The organism is Flavobacterium sp. K77 (genome assembly GCF_021608205.1).
Lineage (GTDB): Bacteria > Bacteroidota > Bacteroidia > Flavobacteriales > Flavobacteriaceae > Flavobacterium > Flavobacterium turcicum.
Map to the genome: position 1 here is coordinate 71,705 of NZ_JAKIHO010000001.1, position 22,439 is coordinate 94,143.

Annotated in this window: 16 protein-coding genes and 1 tRNA gene; 6 read left to right on the plus strand and 11 right to left on the minus strand. The window is 33.0% G+C overall.

All coding sequences use genetic code 11. The features are described 5' to 3' along the window. Window positions 1-86 precede the first annotated feature (86 nt). The 6 genes from L1S34_RS00360 to L1S34_RS00385 form a co-directional block, all read right to left on the minus strand. Entirely contained in the window at window positions 87-2,354 is a 2,268-nt protein-coding gene (locus tag L1S34_RS00360; RefSeq protein WP_236361503.1) for a helix-turn-helix domain-containing protein, read from the minus strand. A 247-nt stretch (window positions 2,355-2,601) separates the two neighbouring features. Further along, complete coding sequence (locus L1S34_RS00365) at window positions 2,602-3,207, minus strand: OmpH family outer membrane protein (RefSeq protein WP_236363172.1); 606 nt, start codon at window positions 3,205-3,207, stop codon at window positions 2,602-2,604. Between the two features lie 254 nt (window positions 3,208-3,461). Beyond that, complete coding sequence (locus L1S34_RS00370) at window positions 3,462-4,310, minus strand: class I SAM-dependent methyltransferase (protein ID WP_166132610.1); 849 nt, start codon at window positions 4,308-4,310, stop codon at window positions 3,462-3,464. A 145-nt stretch (window positions 4,311-4,455) separates the two neighbouring features. Further along, complete coding sequence (mnmG, locus tag L1S34_RS00375; RefSeq protein ID WP_236361528.1) at window positions 4,456-6,327, minus strand: tRNA uridine-5-carboxymethylaminomethyl(34) synthesis enzyme MnmG; 1,872 nt, start codon at window positions 6,325-6,327, stop codon at window positions 4,456-4,458. Window positions 6,328-6,452: 125 nt separating this feature from the next. Next, complete coding sequence (ybeY, locus tag L1S34_RS00380; protein ID WP_236361599.1) at window positions 6,453-6,872, minus strand: rRNA maturation RNase YbeY; 420 nt, start codon at window positions 6,870-6,872, stop codon at window positions 6,453-6,455. Next, on the minus strand, window positions 6,869-10,162 hold the full coding sequence (locus tag L1S34_RS00385) for a hypothetical protein (protein ID WP_236361602.1): 3,294 nt from the start codon (window positions 10,160-10,162) through the stop codon (window positions 6,869-6,871). Before L1S34_RS00385 ends, ybeY begins: the two co-directional genes overlap by 4 nt. A 165-nt stretch (window positions 10,163-10,327) precedes the next feature. Between L1S34_RS00385 and gltX the strand changes: the two genes are divergently transcribed. Next, on the plus strand, window positions 10,328-11,833 hold the full coding sequence (gene gltX / locus L1S34_RS00390) for a glutamate--tRNA ligase (RefSeq protein ID WP_236361607.1): 1,506 nt from the start codon (window positions 10,328-10,330) through the stop codon (window positions 11,831-11,833). Between the two features lie 60 nt (window positions 11,834-11,893). Here the strand turns inward: gltX and L1S34_RS00395 are convergent, their stop codons facing one another. Then, the gene (locus L1S34_RS00395) at window positions 11,894-12,523 is read right to left on the minus strand and encodes an outer membrane beta-barrel protein (RefSeq protein ID WP_236361610.1); all 630 of its coding nucleotides are present in this window, start codon (window positions 12,521-12,523) and stop codon (window positions 11,894-11,896) included. A gap of 78 nt (window positions 12,524-12,601) precedes the next feature. On the opposite strand from L1S34_RS00395, the gene L1S34_RS00400 reads away from it, so the two are divergent. Continuing rightward, window positions 12,602-13,588 carry an SPFH domain-containing protein gene (locus L1S34_RS00400; RefSeq protein ID WP_236361613.1) on the plus strand — a complete coding sequence of 329 codons (987 nt, stop codon included), beginning with the start codon at window positions 12,602-12,604 and terminating at the stop codon, window positions 13,586-13,588. A gap of 447 nt (window positions 13,589-14,035) precedes the next feature. Here the strand turns inward: L1S34_RS00400 and L1S34_RS00405 are convergent, their stop codons facing one another. Next, a complete protein-coding gene (locus L1S34_RS00405; RefSeq protein ID WP_236361620.1) occupies window positions 14,036-16,126 on the minus strand; it encodes a glutamine--tRNA ligase/YqeY domain fusion protein in 2,091 nt (696 codons plus the stop codon). Between the two features lie 115 nt (window positions 16,127-16,241). On the opposite strand from L1S34_RS00405, the gene folB reads away from it, so the two are divergent. Then, window positions 16,242-16,601 carry a dihydroneopterin aldolase gene (gene folB / locus L1S34_RS00410; protein ID WP_236361622.1) on the plus strand — a complete coding sequence of 120 codons (360 nt, stop codon included), beginning with the start codon at window positions 16,242-16,244 and terminating at the stop codon, window positions 16,599-16,601. A 104-nt stretch (window positions 16,602-16,705) separates the two neighbouring features. Further along, window positions 16,706-16,776, plus strand: a tRNA-Cys gene (locus L1S34_RS00415). Window positions 16,777-17,204: 428 nt separating this feature from the next. On the opposite strand, the gene L1S34_RS00420 is transcribed toward L1S34_RS00415, so the two are convergent. From L1S34_RS00420 to rnr, 3 genes are read right to left on the minus strand one after another with little or no spacing between them, the layout of a single operon-like run. Next, window positions 17,205-17,885 carry a LysE family translocator gene (locus L1S34_RS00420; RefSeq protein WP_236361625.1) on the minus strand — a complete coding sequence of 227 codons (681 nt, stop codon included), beginning with the start codon at window positions 17,883-17,885 and terminating at the stop codon, window positions 17,205-17,207. Between the two features lie 39 nt (window positions 17,886-17,924). Further along, a complete protein-coding gene (locus L1S34_RS00425; RefSeq protein WP_236361629.1) occupies window positions 17,925-18,593 on the minus strand; it encodes a head GIN domain-containing protein in 669 nt (222 codons plus the stop codon). An 18-nt stretch (window positions 18,594-18,611) separates the two neighbouring features. Beyond that, complete coding sequence (gene rnr / locus L1S34_RS00430) at window positions 18,612-20,792, minus strand: ribonuclease R (protein ID WP_236361632.1); 2,181 nt, start codon at window positions 20,790-20,792, stop codon at window positions 18,612-18,614. Between the two features lie 119 nt (window positions 20,793-20,911). On the opposite strand from rnr, the gene L1S34_RS00435 reads away from it, so the two are divergent. Together L1S34_RS00435 and rpiB are read left to right on the plus strand one after the other, a co-directional pair. Then, window positions 20,912-21,145 (plus strand): DUF2007 domain-containing protein, encoded by a 234-nt coding sequence (locus tag L1S34_RS00435; protein WP_236361635.1) that lies wholly within the window; start codon window positions 20,912-20,914, stop codon window positions 21,143-21,145. Window positions 21,146-21,877: 732 nt separating this feature from the next. Beyond that, complete coding sequence (gene rpiB / locus L1S34_RS00440; RefSeq protein ID WP_236361651.1) at window positions 21,878-22,309, plus strand: ribose 5-phosphate isomerase B; 432 nt, start codon at window positions 21,878-21,880, stop codon at window positions 22,307-22,309. The last annotated feature ends 130 nt before the right edge of the window (window positions 22,310-22,439 follow it).

Below are 22,439 nucleotides of genomic sequence, written 5' to 3' on the forward strand. Positions count from 1 at the left end.
AAACGGCTATTTTGAAGCTAAAAACATAAATTGAATGAGTAATTGACACCTCTTTCGAAACCAAGTTAAAATTATTTAATTCCTGCCTAATTCAAACTAGCCTTGTACATACGCGCTTCATCCCAAGAAAATTTGGTGCCGTGTTGTTCCATTAATGCATTAAGCGATTCTTCTTTATATCCTGCGAAAGCAGCGGCCAAGTCTTGAAGTTTATCTTCGGGCAATAATTCATGTATAGCAACTGCTTTAGCCTGAATCAATTTTACAAAATGTCCGAAAATAGTCTGTTTGGTTAAAACCCTTATCGCCGCAATATCTTCAATCGATTTTTTCTCTACCCACAGCTCGTAGGTTTCTTGCACGGTAGATTTTTTAGGAACAGTCGTTTTTCCTTTCTTGGATGTGTAACGCTGCAAATCTTTTTCATCATCGATCAAGGTCACATTCAATTCTTTGAACTGCTTTTGAATCGCCTCAGTTTTTCGACTGATGTATGATTTAATCTCACTTGAACTTAGGTTTTCTTTCGAGATCGTTTCGCCAGCCACTACAATTTCAATCAACAATTTGGCTTTCATTAATCGCAAAACCGTTTTGGTTTGCATTTCCTCTAAAATGGTCAATTCATCAAAAAAAGTTTTGGCTTTTTTGCTACGCTTAACCTCTTCAATTTTCCATAAAATCTCAAACACAAGATCATCCAACGATTTAAAAAAATAAGAATAAGCAGCCTGAACACGCGCCGCAATATGATTTAAATCGGCAGTTTCTTGACTGAAAAGTGAATGCAGTTGTTTGATAAATTTTTGCGATGGCGCGAGTAATTCATCCATTGCGCTTGCTTGTTTTTTTGCCCAAAGCACGTGCTTTGATTTCTCGGAATTTTGAGCATCTTCATTATAACTAAAGCGGTGATTGCGCCATTCTTGTGCCACATCATTCCAGTCAAAAGATTGAACTAGGTACTGATGAATAAAATTTTTGGTTTCAAAATGTAGAGCGTTGGCCAAAAAATCCTCACTAGCCTTGTTATTCGCATAATCCATTACGTCTTGATCATTAGAAATGCCATTCATTCGCAACGCAGAAAGCAAAACAAGGCCATTTAACGAACGTAAACGCGATAATGCAACATATGCTTGCCCTGGCAAGAAAACTTGCGATACGTCAAGCGCAGCTTTGTCAAAAGTTAATCCTTGACTTTTATGCACCGTAATGGCCCACGCTAATTTGATGGGATAATGGACAAAAGTCCCTAAAACCTCCTCTTCAATCTCTTTAGTGGCGGGATCAACTTTATACCTAATGTTCTGCCACTCATACTTTTCAACCTCAATGGTTTTATTTTCCTCAGGAAAGTGTACCAGAATTTCTTGACTAGCAAGTGATTTAATGACACCCATTTTTCCGTTAAAATAATGCTTGTCAAAAGACAAGTCATTTTTCACAAACATAATTTGAGCGCCCACTTTAAGTTTTAAATCTTGCTCTACAGGATAAATTTTATCTGGAAAGTCACCTGTAATTTCAGGTTTATAGGTTATCAATTCTCCTTTCAAATCTGCCAATGCCTGCGCATTCATCGCATCAGCTTTATGATTGTGAGTAGTCAAGGTGATATATCCTTTGTTGGCTTTTAAATCAAAATCAGGTTTAACGAATTGGTTAAGTGTTTGTAGATCTTGCTGCGTGATTTGATTGTTGCGCAAGTTGTTTAAAACTGAAATAAAAGCATCATCAGTTTGACGAAAGATTTTTGATAACTCAATATATAAAGGCGGATGTTGCTGAATAACATGCGAATGAAAGAAAAACTTTCCACGGTAATAATTTTTTAAAGTACTCCACTCCTCGTCACGAATCACCGGCGGCAACTGCAGTAAATCTCCAATATACAAAACTTGCACGCCACCAAAAGGGAGATTTTTCTTTCGAACAGTTTGCATCATAAAATCCATAGCATCCAGTAAATCAGCACGAAGCATACTTACTTCATCGATAACTAAAAGCTCCATATTTCGAATAACAGCCTTTTTTAAACCACTCATTTTAAAGTGTCTACGTAAGGTTGCTTTAGTTTCAAACTTGGTACTTTCAGAAAACTGAGGAGCAGAATTATCAGGAATAAAACCACCAAAAGGCAACTGAAACATCGAGTGAATAGTCACTCCGCCGGCGTTAAGCGCAGCAATGCCCGTTGGAGCTACTACTACAGTATTTTTGTGAGTTGTTTGAATAATTTCACGCAATAGAGTGGTCTTACCAGTTCCTGCTTTTCCAGTCAAGAAAACAGATCGTTGCGTTTGATTGATAAATCGTAAGGTGTAAGAAGCAGCTTCGGATATAGTTTGCATGGCGTATAAAATAAAATACTAAAGTATTGAAAATGTGACTAAAACAAAAGAGGGTGTAATAATTTTTAATCTTAATTACTCACTAACATAATAAAATAGCTCCGTTTGATAAAATGGTTAAATAGAAATGAAAAAATACTATTAAATGAATAAATAATAGATCACAATTTGAATTAGAAACGCATAAAAAAAGCCTTCAATCTATTACTAGACGAAGGCATATTTTTGAATTAATAACCCCTACTACTTACTTTTTTGGCGCTACTTTTTCTTCTGTTTTAGCAGCACCTTTGTACTTGTCGTTCAAGGCTTTAATTATATCTTTAGTGATATCAAACTTATCTTCAGCATATAATATTGATGCAGCATCTCCAGTACCGTAGATGTAAGCGTATCCTTTTTCTTTTCCGTAAGATTTAATAAATTTTTTAACTCCACTAATTAACGAATCTCTTTCTTTACTAATTCCCATTTGTAACTCTTGAGTCAACGCCTGTTCTGCATATCCTAATTGTTGTTCTCTTTTTTGCAATTCTGCACCTTTTTTCTGAGCCCACTCTTGTCCGTTAGCTTGCGCTTGTGACTGAAAATTAGCTGCTTCTTGTTTGAAACGATTGATTTCAGCTTCCAATTGACGGCCTTTTTCTTCCGCTTTAGACTTATATTTAGCCTCTAGATCTTTTGCTTCAGTGTATTCTTTCATCAATTCAGCTGTATCAACATAAGCAGTTTTTACTTCTTTTGCAGCTTCGGCTGGTTTGTTGCAACTTACTAACGCAACAGATAAAGCAACGAGTACTAATGCTTTTTTACTTTTTTGAGAAAGAGTAGTTTTTTTAAAATTTGGAATCATTGCTTTCATTTTGTGAATTTCTAGTTTTTTAGTAATAAGGACAAAAATATAAAAAATTAGATAGGATTGGCAAAAACTGCAAAAAATCAACTGATTTTTATTCCATAAACAAAGCTTATGTTTTCAATAAAAAACATCATTTACACCTATCTAAAACGTGTTTCATATATTAATTTTAAAGAAAGATCTAAAAAAAGACATACAAATTCATAGTTAACACCTAAAAAAGCCTGTAATTGGCCTTAAAATGATTTTTACTTATTTTTTAGCACATAAATGTGTGAGGAATACTCTTTAGTACTTGCTGCCTTCAAATTACTTTTTAATCCGATAAAAAAAGCTTTGATAAAATTCATTTTACCATTTTTATATTTTTCTGATAATAGACTAACATAAAAAGAATCAAATTTCATTGGAAGTACTTTTTTCAATTTCATATTTTCCTTTGCAAATAAAAGTTCGATCGCCTTTTTAGAAAAATGCCAAAAGTGAATGGGTACATCATAAGCTGCCCAAAATTTTCCGTAATGCTTTGCATCAAAAGATTTGAAATTAGGAACAGCCACGATTAAAGTTCCGCTAGGTTTTAATAACCGCTTAAGTTCTTTAATTTGAAAATCAAGATCTGGAACATGCTCTAATACGTGCCACATTGTAATAACATCAAAAGAATAGTTAGCCAAATCAGTTGTATTCTCAACAAATGAAATTCCCTTTGAAATTGCAATGGATTTAGCTTTTGGGCTAGGTTCAATTCCAGTAGTAGTCCAACCATTTTGTTTTGCTACAGCAAGAAAATCTCCCGTACCCGCACCAATATCTAAAATAGCTCCTTTTGACGATTGTTCAAGATTTATCAAATTCAACTTATTTTTGAGCGCAATACTTTTTACTACATGATATGCTTTTTCAAAAAGAGAACGTTTGCTGTCGGTGTGTGAAATATAATCGTCACTTTCGTAATATTTACCCAATTGATCCAAACTAGGTTGTGGCTGTGTAACCAACATGTCTAAATTTGAATCATAGTATAAATTAAAAATTTCCTGAGAAACAGAATGATCTTGAACAGTTAAAAAAGGCTGTTGATTTGAAATATCCATTAATTTAATATGCTTTTGTTTTTATTAGTAAACGAAACCCTGAAAACCACAAATAGCGTTTTTCAGGGTTAAAAAATTATTTTATTCTGTCATTTCTGAGTAATGACGGGACTTCCGACCGTAGTTTCACGTGGAACAAGATTCACTATCTCCCCATGTAAATAAGTAATACTGAAATATCACTTGGTGAAACACCACTAATTCTTGAAGCTTGTGAAATAGTAACCGGTCGAATTTTACTCAATTTCTGTTTTGCTTCAATTGACATTGACTTGATTTTTTCATAATCAAAGTTTTCAGGAATCTTTACATCTTCTAAACGAGTTAATTTATCAGCATTATTTCGCTCCTTTTCTATATAACCAGAATATTTGACTTGAATTTCGGCTTGTTCCAAAATTTCTTGATCCAATTCATTTTCTTGAACATATTCTTGAACTTTGCTAAATTTCATGATATCTTCCAAATCAATTTGCGGACGAGAAAAAACTTTAAACATTTTATCCCCTTGCGAAATCAAAGCAGTATTTTTTAATTCTAATATTGGATTAGCTTCTGAAACTGAAACACTAGTTTCTTTGAAAAAAGCAACCATCTTTTCAGACTCGTTTAATTTATGTTCCATTCTTCTCAAACGAACTTCCGATGCCAAACCTATCTCATACGACATCGGAGTCAATCTAAAATCAGCATTGTCCTGACGCAACAAAGTCCTATACTCTGCACGCGAAGTAAACATCCTATATGGCTCTTCTGTACCTTTGGTAATTAAGTCATCAATCAAAACTCCAATATAAGCTTCATCACGCTTTAATATCAATGGCGCTTTTTCATGAACTTTTAAATGCGCATTAATACCAGCCATTAAACCTTGCGAAGCTGCTTCTTCATATCCTGTTGTCCCGTTGATTTGTCCAGCAAAATATAAACCTTCAACCAACTTAGTTTCGAGCGTATGCTTTAATTGGGTAGGAGGAAAATAATCATACTCAATCGCGTATCCAGGTCTAAAAAATTTTACCTTTTCAAAACCTGCAACAGAACTCAACGCTTTGAATTGAATATCTTCAGGAAGAGAAGTTGAAAAACCATTTACATAAACTTCACAAGTATTCCAGCCCTCTGGCTCAACAAAAAGTTGATGCCTTTCTTTATCAGCAAAACGATTAATTTTATCTTCAATAGATGGACAATAACGCGGACCCATACTTTTAATCCGACCATTAAACATTGGTGAACGATCAAAACCTTCACGTAAAATATCATGAACTTGCAAAGAAGTGTAGGTCATATGACAAGATCTTTGATGAACTAACGGTTTGGTCACATCCGAATAAGAAAATTTATCCGGGCGCGCATCACCTTTTTCTTCATTCATTTTTGAAAAATCAAGAGAGCGTCCATCAACACGAGGAGGTGTTCCCGTTTTCATTCTTCCCGCTTCAAAACCTACAGCAACCAAATCTTCAGTAATTCCGTGAGCTGCACTTTCGCCAGCTCTACCTCCACCAAATTGTTTTTCTCCGATATGAATCAATCCATTCAAAAAAGTACCATTTGTTAGTACAACAGATTTGGAGCGAATCTCAACACCAAGGGAAGTCTTAATTCCTCTTACTTTTCCATTTTCAATAATCAGCCCTCTCACCATCTCTTGATAAAAATCAAGATTAGGAGTTCCTTCGAGCATCATTCTCCATTCTTCTGCAAAACGCATACGATCACTTTGAACTCTCGGCGACCACATTGCAGGACCTTTGGATTTGTTCAACATTTTGAATTGAATTGCAGTACGATCAGAAACTATTCCAGAATACCCACCAAGCGCATCAATCTCTCGAACAATTTGCCCTTTGGCAATTCCGCCCATAGCAGGGTTACAAGACATTTGTGCAATGTTCTGCAAACTCATTGTAACCAGCAGAGTTTTTGAACCTAAATTTGCTGCCGCTGCCGCGGCCTCGCTACCCGCGTGCCCTGCACCAACAACAATTACATCATATTCGTTTTGAAACATTATATCATTCTTTACGCCTAAAGAGGCATCATTGATTTATTAAAGTACTTGTTCCACGTGAAACAAATTAAACAAAGAAAAGGTAAAACATGTTCCACGTGAAACATAATATTACTATAATTGGTTTATTGTTCCACGTGAAACAATAATATTTTTTCATCTTCTTTAACACGCATCAGTATCTCATCATCATCAGATTTATCTTTGTATCCACAGTAATGTAATATACCATGAACCAATACTCTTTTTAACTCTTCATCAAAAGAAACATTAAAATCTAATGCGTTTTCTTTGATACGTTCAATGGACACAAAAACATCACCATTTATTTCACTACCTACACAATAATCAAAACTAATGATATCAGTGAGTGTGTCATGTTGAAGATACTCAATATTGATTTTATGCAAATAATCGTCATCGCAAAAAATATAATTAATCTCCCCTTCTTTTTTATTTTCTGACTCAATAACGCGACTTAACCACTGTTCAAAAGCAGTCTCATCGTCTAATTCGAAGTCAGTTTCGTAATTAAAATTGATCATTTTTTATTAAAATATTCTTGAACTTTTTGATTAAAATTCGAGCGCAAAGGTAGCGATTGTCTATTTAATATTTCAATACTATTTAAATAATCACTAAGTGCACTTGGAAGTGCATTAACCCGACTGTTGAATTCTTTTTTCGATCCCTCAGCTTGTCTAGTATTATCCTGATCTTGCTGCTGGAGAGCCGTTTTAAGTTTAAGTAATTCTTGTTTAATATTTAAAATCCTTTGTAAAGTTTCATTCTTAAAACCTTTGTTCAGAATTTGTTTTTCCAGCTGCTTCATTTGCTCAACAGCATTTTGTCCTAAACCACCAGCTCCTTGCTTATTCAATTCATTTTGCAGCGATTCACGAAGTAGTTTCTGCTCTTGATAAATTTGTAAAATCAATTCTGCATCACCTTCGCCCTCTTCTCCCCCACTTCCATTCATTCCAGCTTTACCATCACTACCAGGTTTACCACTACCAGATTTATTACCTTGCTTGGATCCCTGTTTCATTTTTTCTCCTAAACCATCCTGTTTTTGAATAATATCTGGCAATTGCATACCACTACCTTGACCAGGTTGCGGCTTTCCGTTACCCATTCCAGATAACTGCATTTGCATATTACTCAAAATTTCACTCAAAAAATCAGCGAGTTTGTTCGAGGCTGCTACCGCATATTGCTGATGAGATATACCTTTAGGTAATTGGGTTTCCGTAAAACTACTAATTGCATTATCAACATTGTAACTTACATTCCCGATCTCCTTTGTTATGTTTCCCTCGATTTTAGGATTTCGTAAAGACAAAGCAAATAAACTGTCGTCAACATGCTTAAATTGCTGCTTTAAATCTTGCTGAATCTTAATGTTTTTATTAAAAGAGGGAGCACCAGTTTTGTACCCCTTGAATTGCTCCATTAAATCTTCTTGCGATACGGAATAAGCCAATAGATTATCCAATACTTTTCTAAGCATTGCGACATCTTCTTGCATTTGATCTTTCTCACTTTGCTCTAATTCGACTTGCATCTTTTGAGCCAATTCCTTCATTTTCTTACTCGCACTCTTTTGGTTCGATTTGGCTTTCTCTTGTTTATTTTTGGTTAAATCATCATTAGCTTTATCCAAATCATCATCAATACTTTTTTCTTTAGCAGCATCATTAGGGATGTCTAATGGTGATTTTAATTGTTTATTTTCTTGACGTAATTCTTTCAACTCGTTTTGAATTTTATAAAAATTGCGATTAATGTCTTCTTGCTTTTTAATAGTATTATTTTCTTCAGACTCTGAATTCTTGTCCAAAGATTCAGATAACTTTTCAAGTTTGTCAGCTACTTGTTCTGCCTTTTTCTCGACATAATACCGCTTAGTCAACTCCACTAATTGTTCTAAATTTTTAATTTGATTTTTACTATTTTGCTTGAATTTATCTAATTTAGACAGTAGTTCTTCACTCTGAATTTTATCATTTAATTTCTGCAGTTCATCTAATAATTTCTTATTCATTTCACTTTCTTCTTCAGCTTTATCAAGCCGTTTTTGCAATTCTTCTTTTTTCAAATCTTTTTTATCAGATTTAAATTGGGACAAATTGTCATTAAGTTTCTTAGCAAAATCTTTAACTATATCGTCTTGTTTGGATTGCTGTTTAATAAAATCATCAACTTTTTGTTGATCTTTAAAACCGAAGTTGTCTTTTTCTTTGCCCGATTTTTGTAATTTATCAATAGCGTCAATTTGTTTATCCTGTGCCTTTAGGGATTTTTGCAGACCTTGAATATTGTCGTTTTGTTGCTGTAACACTGCCTGCTCTTTTTCAGCATCAGTAACTACTCGACTAGAAAAAACAGCGGATCTACTGCTCTTAAAATTATGAATAACATCGTTATCAAAAACTTCAAAATAATAATCATAAACAACACCCTTCTGAACAGGTAAATTAGCAGGAAAAGCAAAAACAAATTGATCAATACTACCTTTCTTAAATGTTATTGTTCCACGTTTAACATTAGAGATATTATCTCTATCATAATACACTACTTGCAATTTAGATATGCCATAATCATCAGCAATTTGGCCAACAATATACTTAGTATCTACCTTCAAACTATCAGGAACTACAGCAGCATTAATAGAAGGAAACAAATCCTTCACAACATTTAATCGATAATTCAATTTTTCAAAGTTCTGAACAAAACTATTGGAAGTAACTATTTGATATTCTGTATCTTGATTGATATTTTTAGCGAAACTAAATAAATTATCACTTCGGTTAAATTTAAAATTCTGAATCCCATCATTAAAGACTACACTTTGAGTAGCTTGAGTAAGCATTACCCACCTGACACGCGTCCCTTCGGGCACAATAGCGTTACCAGTTCCTTTAACTGATTCTGAATTTCTATTAATGTATGCAGGAAAATCTAACCTCATTTCAAAATTTGCGATAGCAGGAACAGCTACAACAGAAACATGATAATCTTGTGATTCTATTCCATTCGCTTCTAAACTAAAATCAATATCGGATGCAGGTTTACTAAACTTATATTGGAATTTAGACCCTCCAACAACTTCCATGAAATAACTTTCATCTCCTATTTTTACAACAACATTTTCAGGTACAACCTTACCGACCGTTTCCACGTTTAGAATAAAATCCATCCCTTGTTGAATAATAAAATCTTTATTTTTAATATTAAAAGTAAAAGGCGCTGGCGGAGAGAATGCAGTATTAAATCGAACTACACGATTTAAACCTTGTGAAATAACCGCACTATTACCTGAGAAATAAATGAAACAAATACATATTACAGGAACAATTGCGACAGGATAATACTGTCTATTAGAACTAAAATTTATAGCTTTTACAAAAGGAATTGGCGCCAAATCATTTGCTTTTTGCTCGATAGAAGCCAACCACAATTCCGAATTATTACCAACTACATTATTCTCTGATAACTGTAAAAAATTAATCAACTTGTCACTGACTTCAGGAAAATGATTACCAATAATTGAAGAAGCTTGCTGATAATTAATCCCTTTTTTAAGTTTAAAAAGTTTAAACATTGGAAAAGCGATAAATCGAATTAACAAAAACAATTCGGTACCAACAAAAGCAATAAACAATAAAGTTCTACCTGCAGGTGGCAACCATAAAAGATACTCGATAAAAACAGTAACCAAAAAATACAACAATCCCAAACCTATAAAAAATATACTACCTCGAATCAATTCATTGGTATAATATTTTTTAATAAAAGATTCTAATTTATTGTAAATAAGCTTTTGAATTTCCACTTGAATTAGATTTAAAATATAACCAATAAAAATAGTAATTATAACGCTAGAGTGTACAAAAAAATTCAAGAATCAATGGCACGCAATAAAACGACACATACAACTAACAATCAAAAAACTATCACTAAAAATTTTGAAAGTGTATCTTTGTAAAAATTTATAAAAATGTCTCAACAAGTACGCGTGCGATTTGCACCAAGTCCAACAGGACCTTTACATATAGGCGGTGTACGTACCGCATTATTTAATTATTTGTTTGCTAAAAAAAACAATGCAACCTTCTTCTTACGCATAGAAGACACAGACCAAAACCGATTTGTTCCTGGTGCCGAAGCATATATTATGGAAGCATTAGAATGGTTAGGAATTGCTCCTGATGAAACCATTGGTAAAAACGAAAAGTTTGGTCCTTACCGTCAAAGCGAAAGAAAAGATCTGTACCAAAAATATGCAGATGATTTGATCAATTCAGGCAATGCATATTATGCATTTGATACTCCAGATGCCTTGGATGCGGCTAGAAAATTAGAGGAAGAACAAGGAAAAACGTTTATATACAACCACACTAACAGAGAAAAATTAGATACATCTCTAGTAATTTCTACTGAAGAAACGGCTAAAAGAATTGCAGCTGGCGAACATTATGTAATTCGATTTAAAACACCTGTAAATGAGACTTTGCATTTGCATGATATTATTCGAGGTGATGTGAAATTTGATACAAACCTTTTAGACGATAAAGTTTTATTCAAAAGCGATGGCATGCCAACGTACCATCTAGCAAATATTGTGGATGATCATTTAATGGAAACATCACATGTAATTCGTGGAGAAGAATGGTTGCCTTCAATGCCTTTACACGTTTTATTGTATAGAGCATTTGGCTGGGAAGCACCAAAATTTGCACATTTACCGCTAATCATGAAACCTGTTGGAAACGGAAAATTATCAAAACGAGATGGTGATAAAATGGGATTTCCAGTATTTCCTTTAGATTGGACAACAGATGAAGGAACATCTTCTGGTTACAGAGAAAAAGGATTCTTTCCTGAGGCCGTTTTAAATTTTCTAGCTTTACTTGGATGGAATGACGGAACAGAACAAGAATTATTTAGTTTGGAAGAATTGGTAAACAACTTCGACCTAAATAGAGTACATAAGTCAGGAGCTAAATTTGATCCTGAAAAAAATAAATGGTTCAATCATCAGTATTTAATCAAACAAGAGGATGCTAAATTAGCAAAGGCCTTCTCTCCTATTTTAGTTGAAAAAGGTTTTACTGTTGAAGAATCAAAGCTTACTAAAATTGTTTCTTTAATTAAAGAGCGTGCCCATTTTGTATCAGAATTTTGGGAAATGAGTGATTTCTTTTTTGTGGCTCCTGCAAGTTATGATGAAAAAGCAAGCAAAAACTGGAAAGCTGAAACTCCTGCATTGATGCAAGAATTAATTTCTGTGGTCGAAGAAATTACTGATTTCACATCTCTAAATATCGAAACCATCGTAAAAGATTGGATGACAAAAAACGAAATTGGAATGGGAAAAATTATGCAACCATTTAGATTAAGTTTGGTTGGAGCACTGAAGGGTCCTCACCTATTTGACATTGTAGAAGTTATTGGCAAAGAAGAAACTATTTCCAGAATCAACAAAGCTATTTCAAGTTTATAAAATCAAAAAGCTTCTACCCTACAAAGGATAGAAGCTTTTTTAATTTTAAACAAACTTGTACTATAAATAAATAATAAAATTACCATTAAGTATACTAGCATTCCCTTTAATTTGCGAGGCTGGACTGCTATTATTTACATTGCTAAAGGTATTAAGCAAACCATATTGATAGGAAATGTTAGCCCTAAAATGACGTAGTCCAAAAGTAACACCTACAACAGGATATACATTAATGTTTGAAACACTTTTTAAATCCTTGGCTAACAAAGTAGTTCCTTTTATGAAATCGTTTTCATCACTAGCATTCAAACCTAACTTTCCATTCACTTGAACTGCGGGACCAAATTCAAAACTCAAATGATTTTCGACTACTTTACAACTAGCTAGTAGGGACAGTTGTGCATTCGCTAATTTATACGAAATGCGTTCTAAATTACTATTTGTAACAGAAAAATTTTGCTCACTAAACTGCATCGCATAAACCAAATCCCAATTGTTATAAAAATTACCTCTCATTGAAAGGCCGGCATTCCACCCTAACTCCGGATTGGTTTCAAAATCAGGTGTCAATAAATTAAAATAATTTGTTCCTACAGAAATACCTATACGATTAGCATCTTTATACCTGTATTGAGCAAAAGAAATACTAGTACAAAAAACCAGGATTCCAAGAAAACTTATTTTTTTCATATTAATGATATTAACAAAGACAAACCTAAAGTTTTTTTGTAAATTGTGAGGTAATTTTTAACTAATAATAAAAACATTATGGATATTGCATTAATTATCTTACTGGTCTTTGGTCTATTTATTTTACTGTCCTCCTTCTTCACCGTAAAACAACAAACAGCGGTTGTTATTGAACGCTTTGGTAAATTTTTAAGTATCAGACAATCTGGATTACATTTAAAAATTCCTCTTATTGATAGCATTGCAGGTCGTGTTAACTTAAAAATCCAACAATTAGATGTAATCATCGAAACAAAAACCAAGGACAATGTTTTTGTAAAACTAAAAGTTTCTGTTCAATTTATGGTAATCAAAGAAACGGTTTACGATGCCTTTTACAAACTAGAATATCCACACGATCAAATCACTTCTTATGTATTTGATGTAGTTCGTGCCGAAGTGCCTAAGTTAAAACTAGATGATGTTTTTGAACGAAAAGACGATATTGCCATCGCTGTAAAGCGTGAACTAAACGAAGCAATGACTACGTATGGATACACAATAATAAATACTTTGGTAACTGATATTGATCCAGACATTCAAGTTAAAAATGCAATGAACAGAATTAATGCTGCGGACAGAGAAAAAACAGTAGCAGAATTTGAAGCAGAAGCATCTAGAATTAGAATCGTTGCAAAAGCAGAAGCAGAAGCAGAAAGCAAACGTTTACAAGGACAAGGTATTGCTAACCAACGAAGAGAAATTGCTAAAGGTCTCGTAGAAAGTGTGGATGTATTAAACAGTGTAGGTATCAACTCCCAAGAAGCATCGGCTTTAATCGTAGTTACGCAACATTATGACACTTTACAAGCTATTGGCGCCGACACAAATTCGAATTTAATTTTGTTACCAAATTCACCACAAGCCGGAAGCGATATGCTAAATAATATGATTGCTTCTTTTAGTGCTTCAAACCAAGTTGGCGAATTAATGAAAAAAAAATCAGCACCATCTGAAAATAGAAAGCGAACACAAATTCAAGAACCGCTAACAAACGAAACTGAAACTCCTGAAGAGGAAAAATAATAAAAGAGGCCAAGTGCCTCTTTTTTTTGTGCTGTACTTATTTTTAAAACTAAATCAAAAATTGACTAATCACCTACTCTTTCATTTTAAAATAAAATTGGTAACCAAAATTCTTCTTTAAAATTTTCAAAAAATTAAATTTCACGTGAAAAAATCAAAAACAAGTCCATTTTTAAAACTCATTGCGCAAATTGGACCATAATTCCAAAATAAGCAGCACTTTTCACCCTAAAACCTAAATAAATTACTTTAAATAAACGAAAATTTTAAAAACATATAAACTGATAACTAAACAAAAATAATAGCTTAAATTTAAAATATGAAAGTCAATTTTAATAGTTAAAAATAATATTTTTTAAAAATAAAATAGAAATTACTAATAATACTAAAACTCCCGATTAAAGGAGTTTTAGTATTGGTAATATCTATAATTAAAAAAGTGATTTTCTAATTTAGTAAAGCAAGCACTTTTTCGTTTTTTTCTACATTTTTCAATTCTGATAAAACAGCTTCAAATAAAACTAAATTATCAGCATCATTTTTCAAATTCAAAATTGCAGCAACTCGCACCGAAGCTAATTGACTTTTTAACGACATTGTATAGAATTTTTGAACCACATCTGCATCAAACGAATTGATTTCAACTTTATCAGAATATTGAATAATCAAATTTGCGAACAACAACGCATTGTTGTCGTTTTTGATATTTTTTGCAACTGTTTGCACTAACAAACTGTAGTTATCAACACTCTTAATGTTTTCAATAATAGGAATTAAAAGAGAAGCTGCAGCAGTTTCATCCTTTTCTTTCACGTACTTATTCAAATCTTTTTGAGTGTTCATCAAAAGATTTTCTTCCTTTTTACCCTTTTCTTCCCAAGCATCTTTTAATCCAACAGTTTTGTTGAAAATAATGTTCTCAGCCGTACTATCTTTATCAACATTAAAGTATCCTAAACGTTGAAATTGAAACTTCTCACCTGCTTTTACAGTAGCCAAACTAGGCTCTACATAACCTTTTACAACCTGAAGTGAATTCGGATTCATAAAATCTAAGAAGTTTTTATCTTTATGACTGTCAGGAGCTTGATCTAAAAACAATCTGTCATACAAACGAACTTCAGTCTCCAAAGCATGAGCTACTGAAACCCAATGCAATGTTCCAGCAACTTTACGTTGGCTAGCTTCACTTCCACTTCCACTCTTACTATCTGCATCATAGGTAGCATGAATTTCAATAATTTCTCCAGAATCATCTTTTACAACAGATTCACCTTTGATAATATAGGCATTTTTTAAACGTACTTCACGACCAATACTTAATCTAAAAAATTTAGCAGGAGCATCTTCTAAAAAATCTTCTCTTTCAATAAACAATGTTTTTGAAAAAGGTACTTTTCTGAATCCAGCGCTTTCATCTTCTTGATTGTTCTCAGCATCTAACCACTCTTCTTGACCTTCTGGATAATTGGTAATAACCAACTTTATTGGGTCTAAAACAGCCATTACACGTGGTGCAGTTTTGTTTAAATCTTCGCGTAAGCAAAATTCTAACAACGAATAATCGATGATATTTTCACGTTTTGCAACTCCGATAATTTCGCAAAATTTACGAATAGAATTAGCGGTATAACCACGTCTGCGTAAACCAGAAATTGTTGGCATTCTAGGATCATCCCAACCGTTTACAATATTTTCTTGAACCAATTGGAGTAATTTACGCTTACTCATTACGGTATAATTCAAGTTCAAACGAGCAAATTCGTATTGATTCGGACGCACTTTCGTATCGTCATAAATTTGATCCAAAAACCAATTGTACAACTCACGGTGCATTACAAATTCTAGGGTACAAATCGAATGCGAAATTTGTTCGATAAAATCGCTTTCTCCATGTGCATAATCATACATTGGATAAATTTTCCAATCATTACCTGTTCTATGATGATGACGATGTAAGACTCTATACATCAATGGATCACGCATCAACATATTGGTAGAAGCCATATCAATTTTGGCACGTAAAACATGACTTCCTTCTGGGAAATCTCCATTTTTCATACCTTCAAATAAAGTTAAATTTTCTTCAACTGAACGGTTTCTATATGGTCCATCAACACCTGGTTGCGTAGGTGTACCTTTTTGAGCAGCCATTTCTTCAGAAGACTGACTATCTACATACGCCTTTCCGTTTTTAATCATCGTTACAGCCCAATCATACAATTGTTGAAAGTAATCAGATGCGTAACGTTCTTCAGCCCATTCAAAGCCCAACCATTGCAAATCTTCTTTAATAGCATCTACATATTCTTGCTCTTCTTTAGCAGGATTAGTATCATCAAAACGCAAATTTACTGGCGCATTGTACTTTAAACCCAAACCAAAATTCAAGCAAATAGACTTAGCGTGACCAATGTGTAAATAACCATTTGGTTCTGGTGGAAAACGAAAACGCAAAGACTCTTTCGGGAAACCGTTTGCTATGCTGTCTTCTATGATTTGTTCTATAAAATGGAGTGATTTTTCTTCAGTTGACATTTTTTTGTTTTATTTTAGCAAAGATAAAAAAGTTTAAGGTTTAATGTTTACTGTTTGTTAGAAACCTACCACAGTGTTACAATTACTTTATACCAAATACGTTTAAAAAGTACAAATGGGAATTATAACATTAAAAAACATCCGCACCTATTCTTACCATGGATGTTTGATTGAAGAATCAAAAATAGGATCAGATTACTTGGTAAACCTTGATATTACAACTGATTTGGCCACGTCTCGCCTATCTGATCAACTAGCAGATACAGTAGATTACGTGCTGTTAAATCACATTGTCGTGACTGAAATGGCTATTCGTTCTAACTTATTAGAGCATGTAGCTGACCGAATCATCAAACGTATTTTTAACGAAAGCCAAAGTGTTACGAGAGCACGTGTACAAGTATCAAAATTAAATCCGCCAATTGGTGGTGATGTTGAATCAGTTACAATCGAAATTGAAGAATTCCGGTCTTAAAACTAAAAGTGAATTGTGAGTTCTAAAAAATATTTTTAAAAGTTTTAAAGTGAATACTTTTAAACATTAAAGTTTTTAAGTACTTTTGCCATCCGTTAAACAATGGCGTCGTGGCCGAGCGGCTAGGCTGGGCTCTGCAAAAGCTCCTACTCCGGTTCGAATCCGGACGATGCCTCTAAAACCTTCAAAGCAATTTGGAGGTTTTTTTATGGTTTATTTTTAGAAAAAATAAGGTAAAGTTATAGTTCGAATCCGTCCCCAAGCATAGGGACATGCCTCTAAAACCTTCAAAGCAATTTGGAGGTTTTTTTATGATTTATTTTTAGAAAAAATAAGATAAAATAACGGTTCGAATCCGTCCAATAGATTCGTAGGATAAACTACTAACCATCAGAGAAAATTGGAGGTTTTTTTTATGATTTATTTTTAGAACAATTCTTTCTTTTAAACCATTAAGATATTAAGAAAATTAAGCATGAACCAAAGAGAATAGTAAAGAAAACAATTGATATATAAAGCTTAAATGACTTACATATTAAAATAAAAAAGCCTTGAAACTATTGTATTAGAATCAAGGCTTTGTCAATTAATTAGAATTTAGTTTTACTTATTGTCTATTTTTTCAAATGCTTTTTTAACCATTTCTTTTTCTTCAGGAAACCAACCTTGAGTGATTAAAACGATCCCAAAAACCATCATCACTACACTTATTCCTTTTTTTATTTTAAGAATATTTACGGGAGTCAGTTTTGTTTTTAATTGTTTAGCCAACAGTATTTTAAAACAATCTATAATTAAATAAGTTAAGATCACCGATACGAAAAAAGTCAACATTCTTGGTGTTTGCATCTCTAATTTCGGGCCAATAGATATAATAATTGCCAACCAAAAACCCAACACACCAATGTTGATAATGTTAAGTAGAAAACCTTTCATAAAAAGACTGAAATAATTCTTCTTTACAATTTCTCTGTCAATAGAATCAGTGTTTATTTTTTCGACTTTTTTGAGTTGAACAAATGAAATCACACCATAAGCCAACATGATAACTCCTCCAAAAATAAACAAAGCAGGCTGGTCTTTCAAGCTTTGAATCAATCTGTAACTGCCTAAATAAGCAATTGCAATAAAAACAACGTCACCTAAAACAACTCCTAAATCAAAAACCAAAGCTGCACGAAATCCCTTTATAATACTCGTTTCTAGTAAAATAAAAAAAACGGGACCAATCATAAAACTTAGAAAAACTCCCCACGGAATTCCAGACAGTATATCGTTTATCATTAAAAATCTATTTATTATCCTAAAAGGAAAGGCAAAGTACTACTTTTTTTCCAAAATAGTACCACCAATAAATACTTCCTTATTGATTTGTTTGGGTGATCCGTAGATAAAAATTGATCCACCAGCACGTACTTTTGCGTTTACAAGCACACTTGCTTGAATCTCTGATTGTCCTCCTGCAGAAACATTAATACTAGTTTGTGACGTATTTAAATCTCTTGCTTCAAGAATACCTCCAGAAGTAATTTTTACGTCTTGTGTGCTCGCTTTTCCGCTTAGGTGAACAATTCCTCCAGAATTTGATTTTACCGTCGCATTATCAACGTCAAGCTCTAGTTTAACATTTGCTCCTGAATTAGAATTTACAGTAAGGCTAGTTTGCTTAAAAACATGTTCACTCTCTACACTACTTCCTTCACTTGCTGAAACAGCTTGAATTTCTTTAAAATACAATTTTACAGTAATATCCTCTCCAGCCAATAATTTAGTAAGCGGCATTCTGATTTTTAATTCGCCATTTTTATTTACTGTTTCTAAATCAGCAGCACGAGCTCCTGTGGCTTCGAGTTTATTTTCATTGGCGGGAATTAACAATACTTTGATTTTGTCAAAAACTTTAACTTCGTCAAAATCACCTAAATTTCTAGTTACTTGTGCTTGGCTCCATTGTGCAACAACAAGGCAAACCAATAGTGCTATTTTTTTCATACTTTTTTGAATTAATTATTATTCATTTCTTCTTAAAAAATTAAAATCCAATTGTTTTTTAACTAAATCGGCATTTTTAACTTTAACGAAAATTTCGTCTCCTAATTGCAATAATCTACCCGAAGTTGCACCTGTCAGGGCATATTGTTTTTCATCGAAAGTGTAATAATCGTCACGTATATCGCGAATACGTACCATTCCTTCGCACTTATTTTCGATAATTTCAACATAAATTCCCCATTCTGTCACACCCGAAATTACACCCAAAAACTCTTGATCCTGATGATCTTGCATGTATTTTACTTGCATGTATTTGATAGAATCACGCTCCGCATTGGTTGCCAAACCTTCCATAGTTGAAGAATATAAACATTTGGTTTCATACGTTTCTTCATCAACAGATTTTCCTCCATCAAGATAAAACTGTAACAAACGGTGTACCATAACGTCAGGATAACGACGAATTGGTGATGTAAAATGCGAATAATATTCAAAAGCAAGTCCGTAATGACCAATATTATCAGTAGAATATTTGGCTTTACTCATACTTCTAATAGCCAATGTATCAATTAAATTTTGCTCTTTTTTACCATTAACATCCGCCATTAATTGATTCAAAGATTTCGAAATATCGCCTTTGTTTCTGAAATCAATTTTGTAACCAAACTTAGCAATTACGGTTTGCATGGCTATTAATTTGTCTTCGTTAGGCTCATCATGGATTCTATAAATAAAGGTTTTCTTTTGTTTACCAATGTATTCGGCTACTTTTTTATTAGCCAAAAGCATGAACTCTTCAATCAAATGATTGGCATCTCTTGACACTTTAAAGTAAACACCTTGAGGTTCACCTGCATCGTCTAAGTTGAATTTTACTTCTACTTTATCAAAAGAAATAGCACCATCAGCCATTCTCTTTTTTCTAAAAATCTTAGCTATTTCGTCCATTTTAAGCGTTGCTGCAACAATTTCTGCAGGAACTTGATAAGCTGCTCCAGTGATCGAAATTTCTACAGGAATCACATCTTGTTTCGTTTCTATGATGTGTTGCGCTTCTTCATATGCAAAACGTTGATCCGAGTAAATTACGGTTCGACCAAACCACTGGTTTACAACTTGCGCTTTATCAGTAATTTCAAATATGGCCGAAAAAGTATATTTCTCTTCATTCGGACGCAAGGAACACGCAAAGTTTGACAACACCTCAGGCAACATAGGTACTACTCTATCCACTAAATAAACCGATGTAGCACGTTGATAAGCTTCATCGTCAAGGATGGTTCCTTCTTCTAAATAATACGATACATCAGCAATGTGAATTCCAATTTCGTAATTACCATTTTCTAATTGTTTGAATGATAGTGCATCATCAAAATCTTTAGCATCTTTTGGATCTATGGTAAAGGTCAATGTATCACGCATGTCACGACGATTGGCAATTTCTTCTTCCGTAATCGAAGTATCTATTTTTTGTGCATAAGTTTCAACTTCAATAGGAAACTCTGATGGCAAACCGTATTCAGCAAGAATAGCATGAATCTCAGTATCATGTTCACCTGGTTTACCCAAAACTTTCACAACAGTCCCAAACGGACTATCAGCACGTTTTGGCCAATCTTCAATATGCACCAAAACTACATCACCTTGCTCCGCCTCGCCTATTTTATCCTTTGGAATAAAAATATCAGTATACATTTTAGGATTGGCTGTAGACACAAAAGCAAAATTAGGTTGAATATCAATTACACCTACAAAATCTGTTTTGTGTCGTTCTATAACTTCAATTACTTCACCTTCAGGACGTTTTCCTTTTCTGCGGTTATACACATATACTTTTACGATATCTTTATCTAAAGCATGATTCAAGTTTGCAGTAGGAATAAAAACATCATCCTCAAGATCTGGACAAACAAAAAAGGCTGTTTTACGACCCGTCATATCAATTTTACCTTCGTAATAATCTTGACTGGCAGCTTTTACCAAATACTTCCCTGGTTCCGACTCAATAATCTTGTTTTGTGAGGCTAATATTTTTAAATCTTTAATGATTTGATTTCTACTAGCGGTATCATCTAATTCTAACTTAGCTCCTATTTGTTTATAATTGAATGCTTTATTGGCACTTTGCGATAGTATTTTTAAAATTTTATCTGAGAAATCTTTCTCTTTCTTTATCGGCTTTCTTAATCTTTTACTCATAAATCTGTTCTTAAAAGTCTAAAATTACGAAATACTAAACTGTATTCGACCAAAGCAACCTAGTTTTAAAGAAAATATAACTATAACGGAATAATTGTATCTTTATAAAAACAACACTAATGGACACATTTAAAACGATTGCCATATTCAATTACGCTCACGAAATTATAGTTATCAAACATTTGCTCGAGCAAGAATCGATTGTACATTTGTTCGAAAACGAAAATCTTGTTTCAGTCGATCCCTTTGGAAGTTTTGCCTACGGCGGAATCAAACTCAAAATTCATCAAAACGATTTTGAAAAAGTACAAGCTCTTTTGGATCACCTGAACAACAATTTGAAAATCGTTTGAGATCAATTTTAAAATTTTTTGAATTTTCTTTTTTGAAAGTTGTGAACATATATTAAAATAAACAAAAAGAAAATTTAAATTTTAAAATCTTCTTGGTTGTTATTATAGTGTGTTAATAGTGGCAATAAATTTTTTAAAAATAGTATTGTATTTCAGTTTTAAGATGTTATTTGTAGTTATCAACATACTTGTAAAATAGTAAATAGTTGATTTTAAAAGTCTTTTCAATTTTAATTAACAACGGTTGATAATTGTAAACAATTAAAAATTGTAAATAAGTATTTTTAAAAATTCAGTTGATAAAGTGGTTTTGAGTATTGATAACTTTTCTAAAAATTCATCAAACTAAATTAGGAATTAATAAGTCAATTTTTGATTAGTTATTTTTTCGATTCAACCAAAAAATACTTCTTATTTTCTATCCCAAGTTATGAACATTTTATGTTAACTTAAAGTTAACTGAATATCAAGTAGTTGCGTTTTGGTATTAACAATGCAAAATTTTAACATTTAAATCATACATTTTATACTGATTTACAAGTATTTATACACTTATTAAAATTGTTAATAACTGCTAAATATTTCATTATTAAGTCTTTAAATAAGACTATAAAAATAGCCCGAAAATTGTGTTTATAACAATCAATTTGTGGCAACAAACTTAGTGGTATTTACTCCTTAATAGTTGAATACTTTATATAAATTTGCAAAACACAACTTAAAACATACAAAATGAAAATTTCAATAGGAAACGATCACGCCGGACCAGATTACAAAAAGGCAATTGTTGAAATGCTTATCGCAAAAGGACATCAAATAACCAATTACGGAACTGATTCAGTTGATAGCGTTGATTATCCTGATTTTGGGCATCCAGTGGCCACTGATGTAACAGAAGGTAAAGCTGATTTAGGAATTGTTATTTGCGGAAGCGGAAACGGAATTGCAATGACTGTTAATAAACATGCTCAAGTTCGTGCCGCTTTATGTTGGACCAAAGAAATTGCAATTTTAGCACGCCAACATAATGATGCTAATATTATAAGTATTCCTGCTCGTTTTACCTCAATTCCACAAGTATTAGAAATGGTAGAAGCTTTTATTACTACTGATTTTGAAGGTGGCAGACACCAAAATCGTGTCAATAAAATAGCCTGTCAATAAAATTTTGGCTGCTTCGCAGCTTTATAATTACACCAAGCTCGGTGAAAAACCGAGCTTTTTTTATTTTCTATTGAATGTATTAATGTAAATTCAGTCAACGTACTGACTGAATTAATGTAAATTCGGTCAA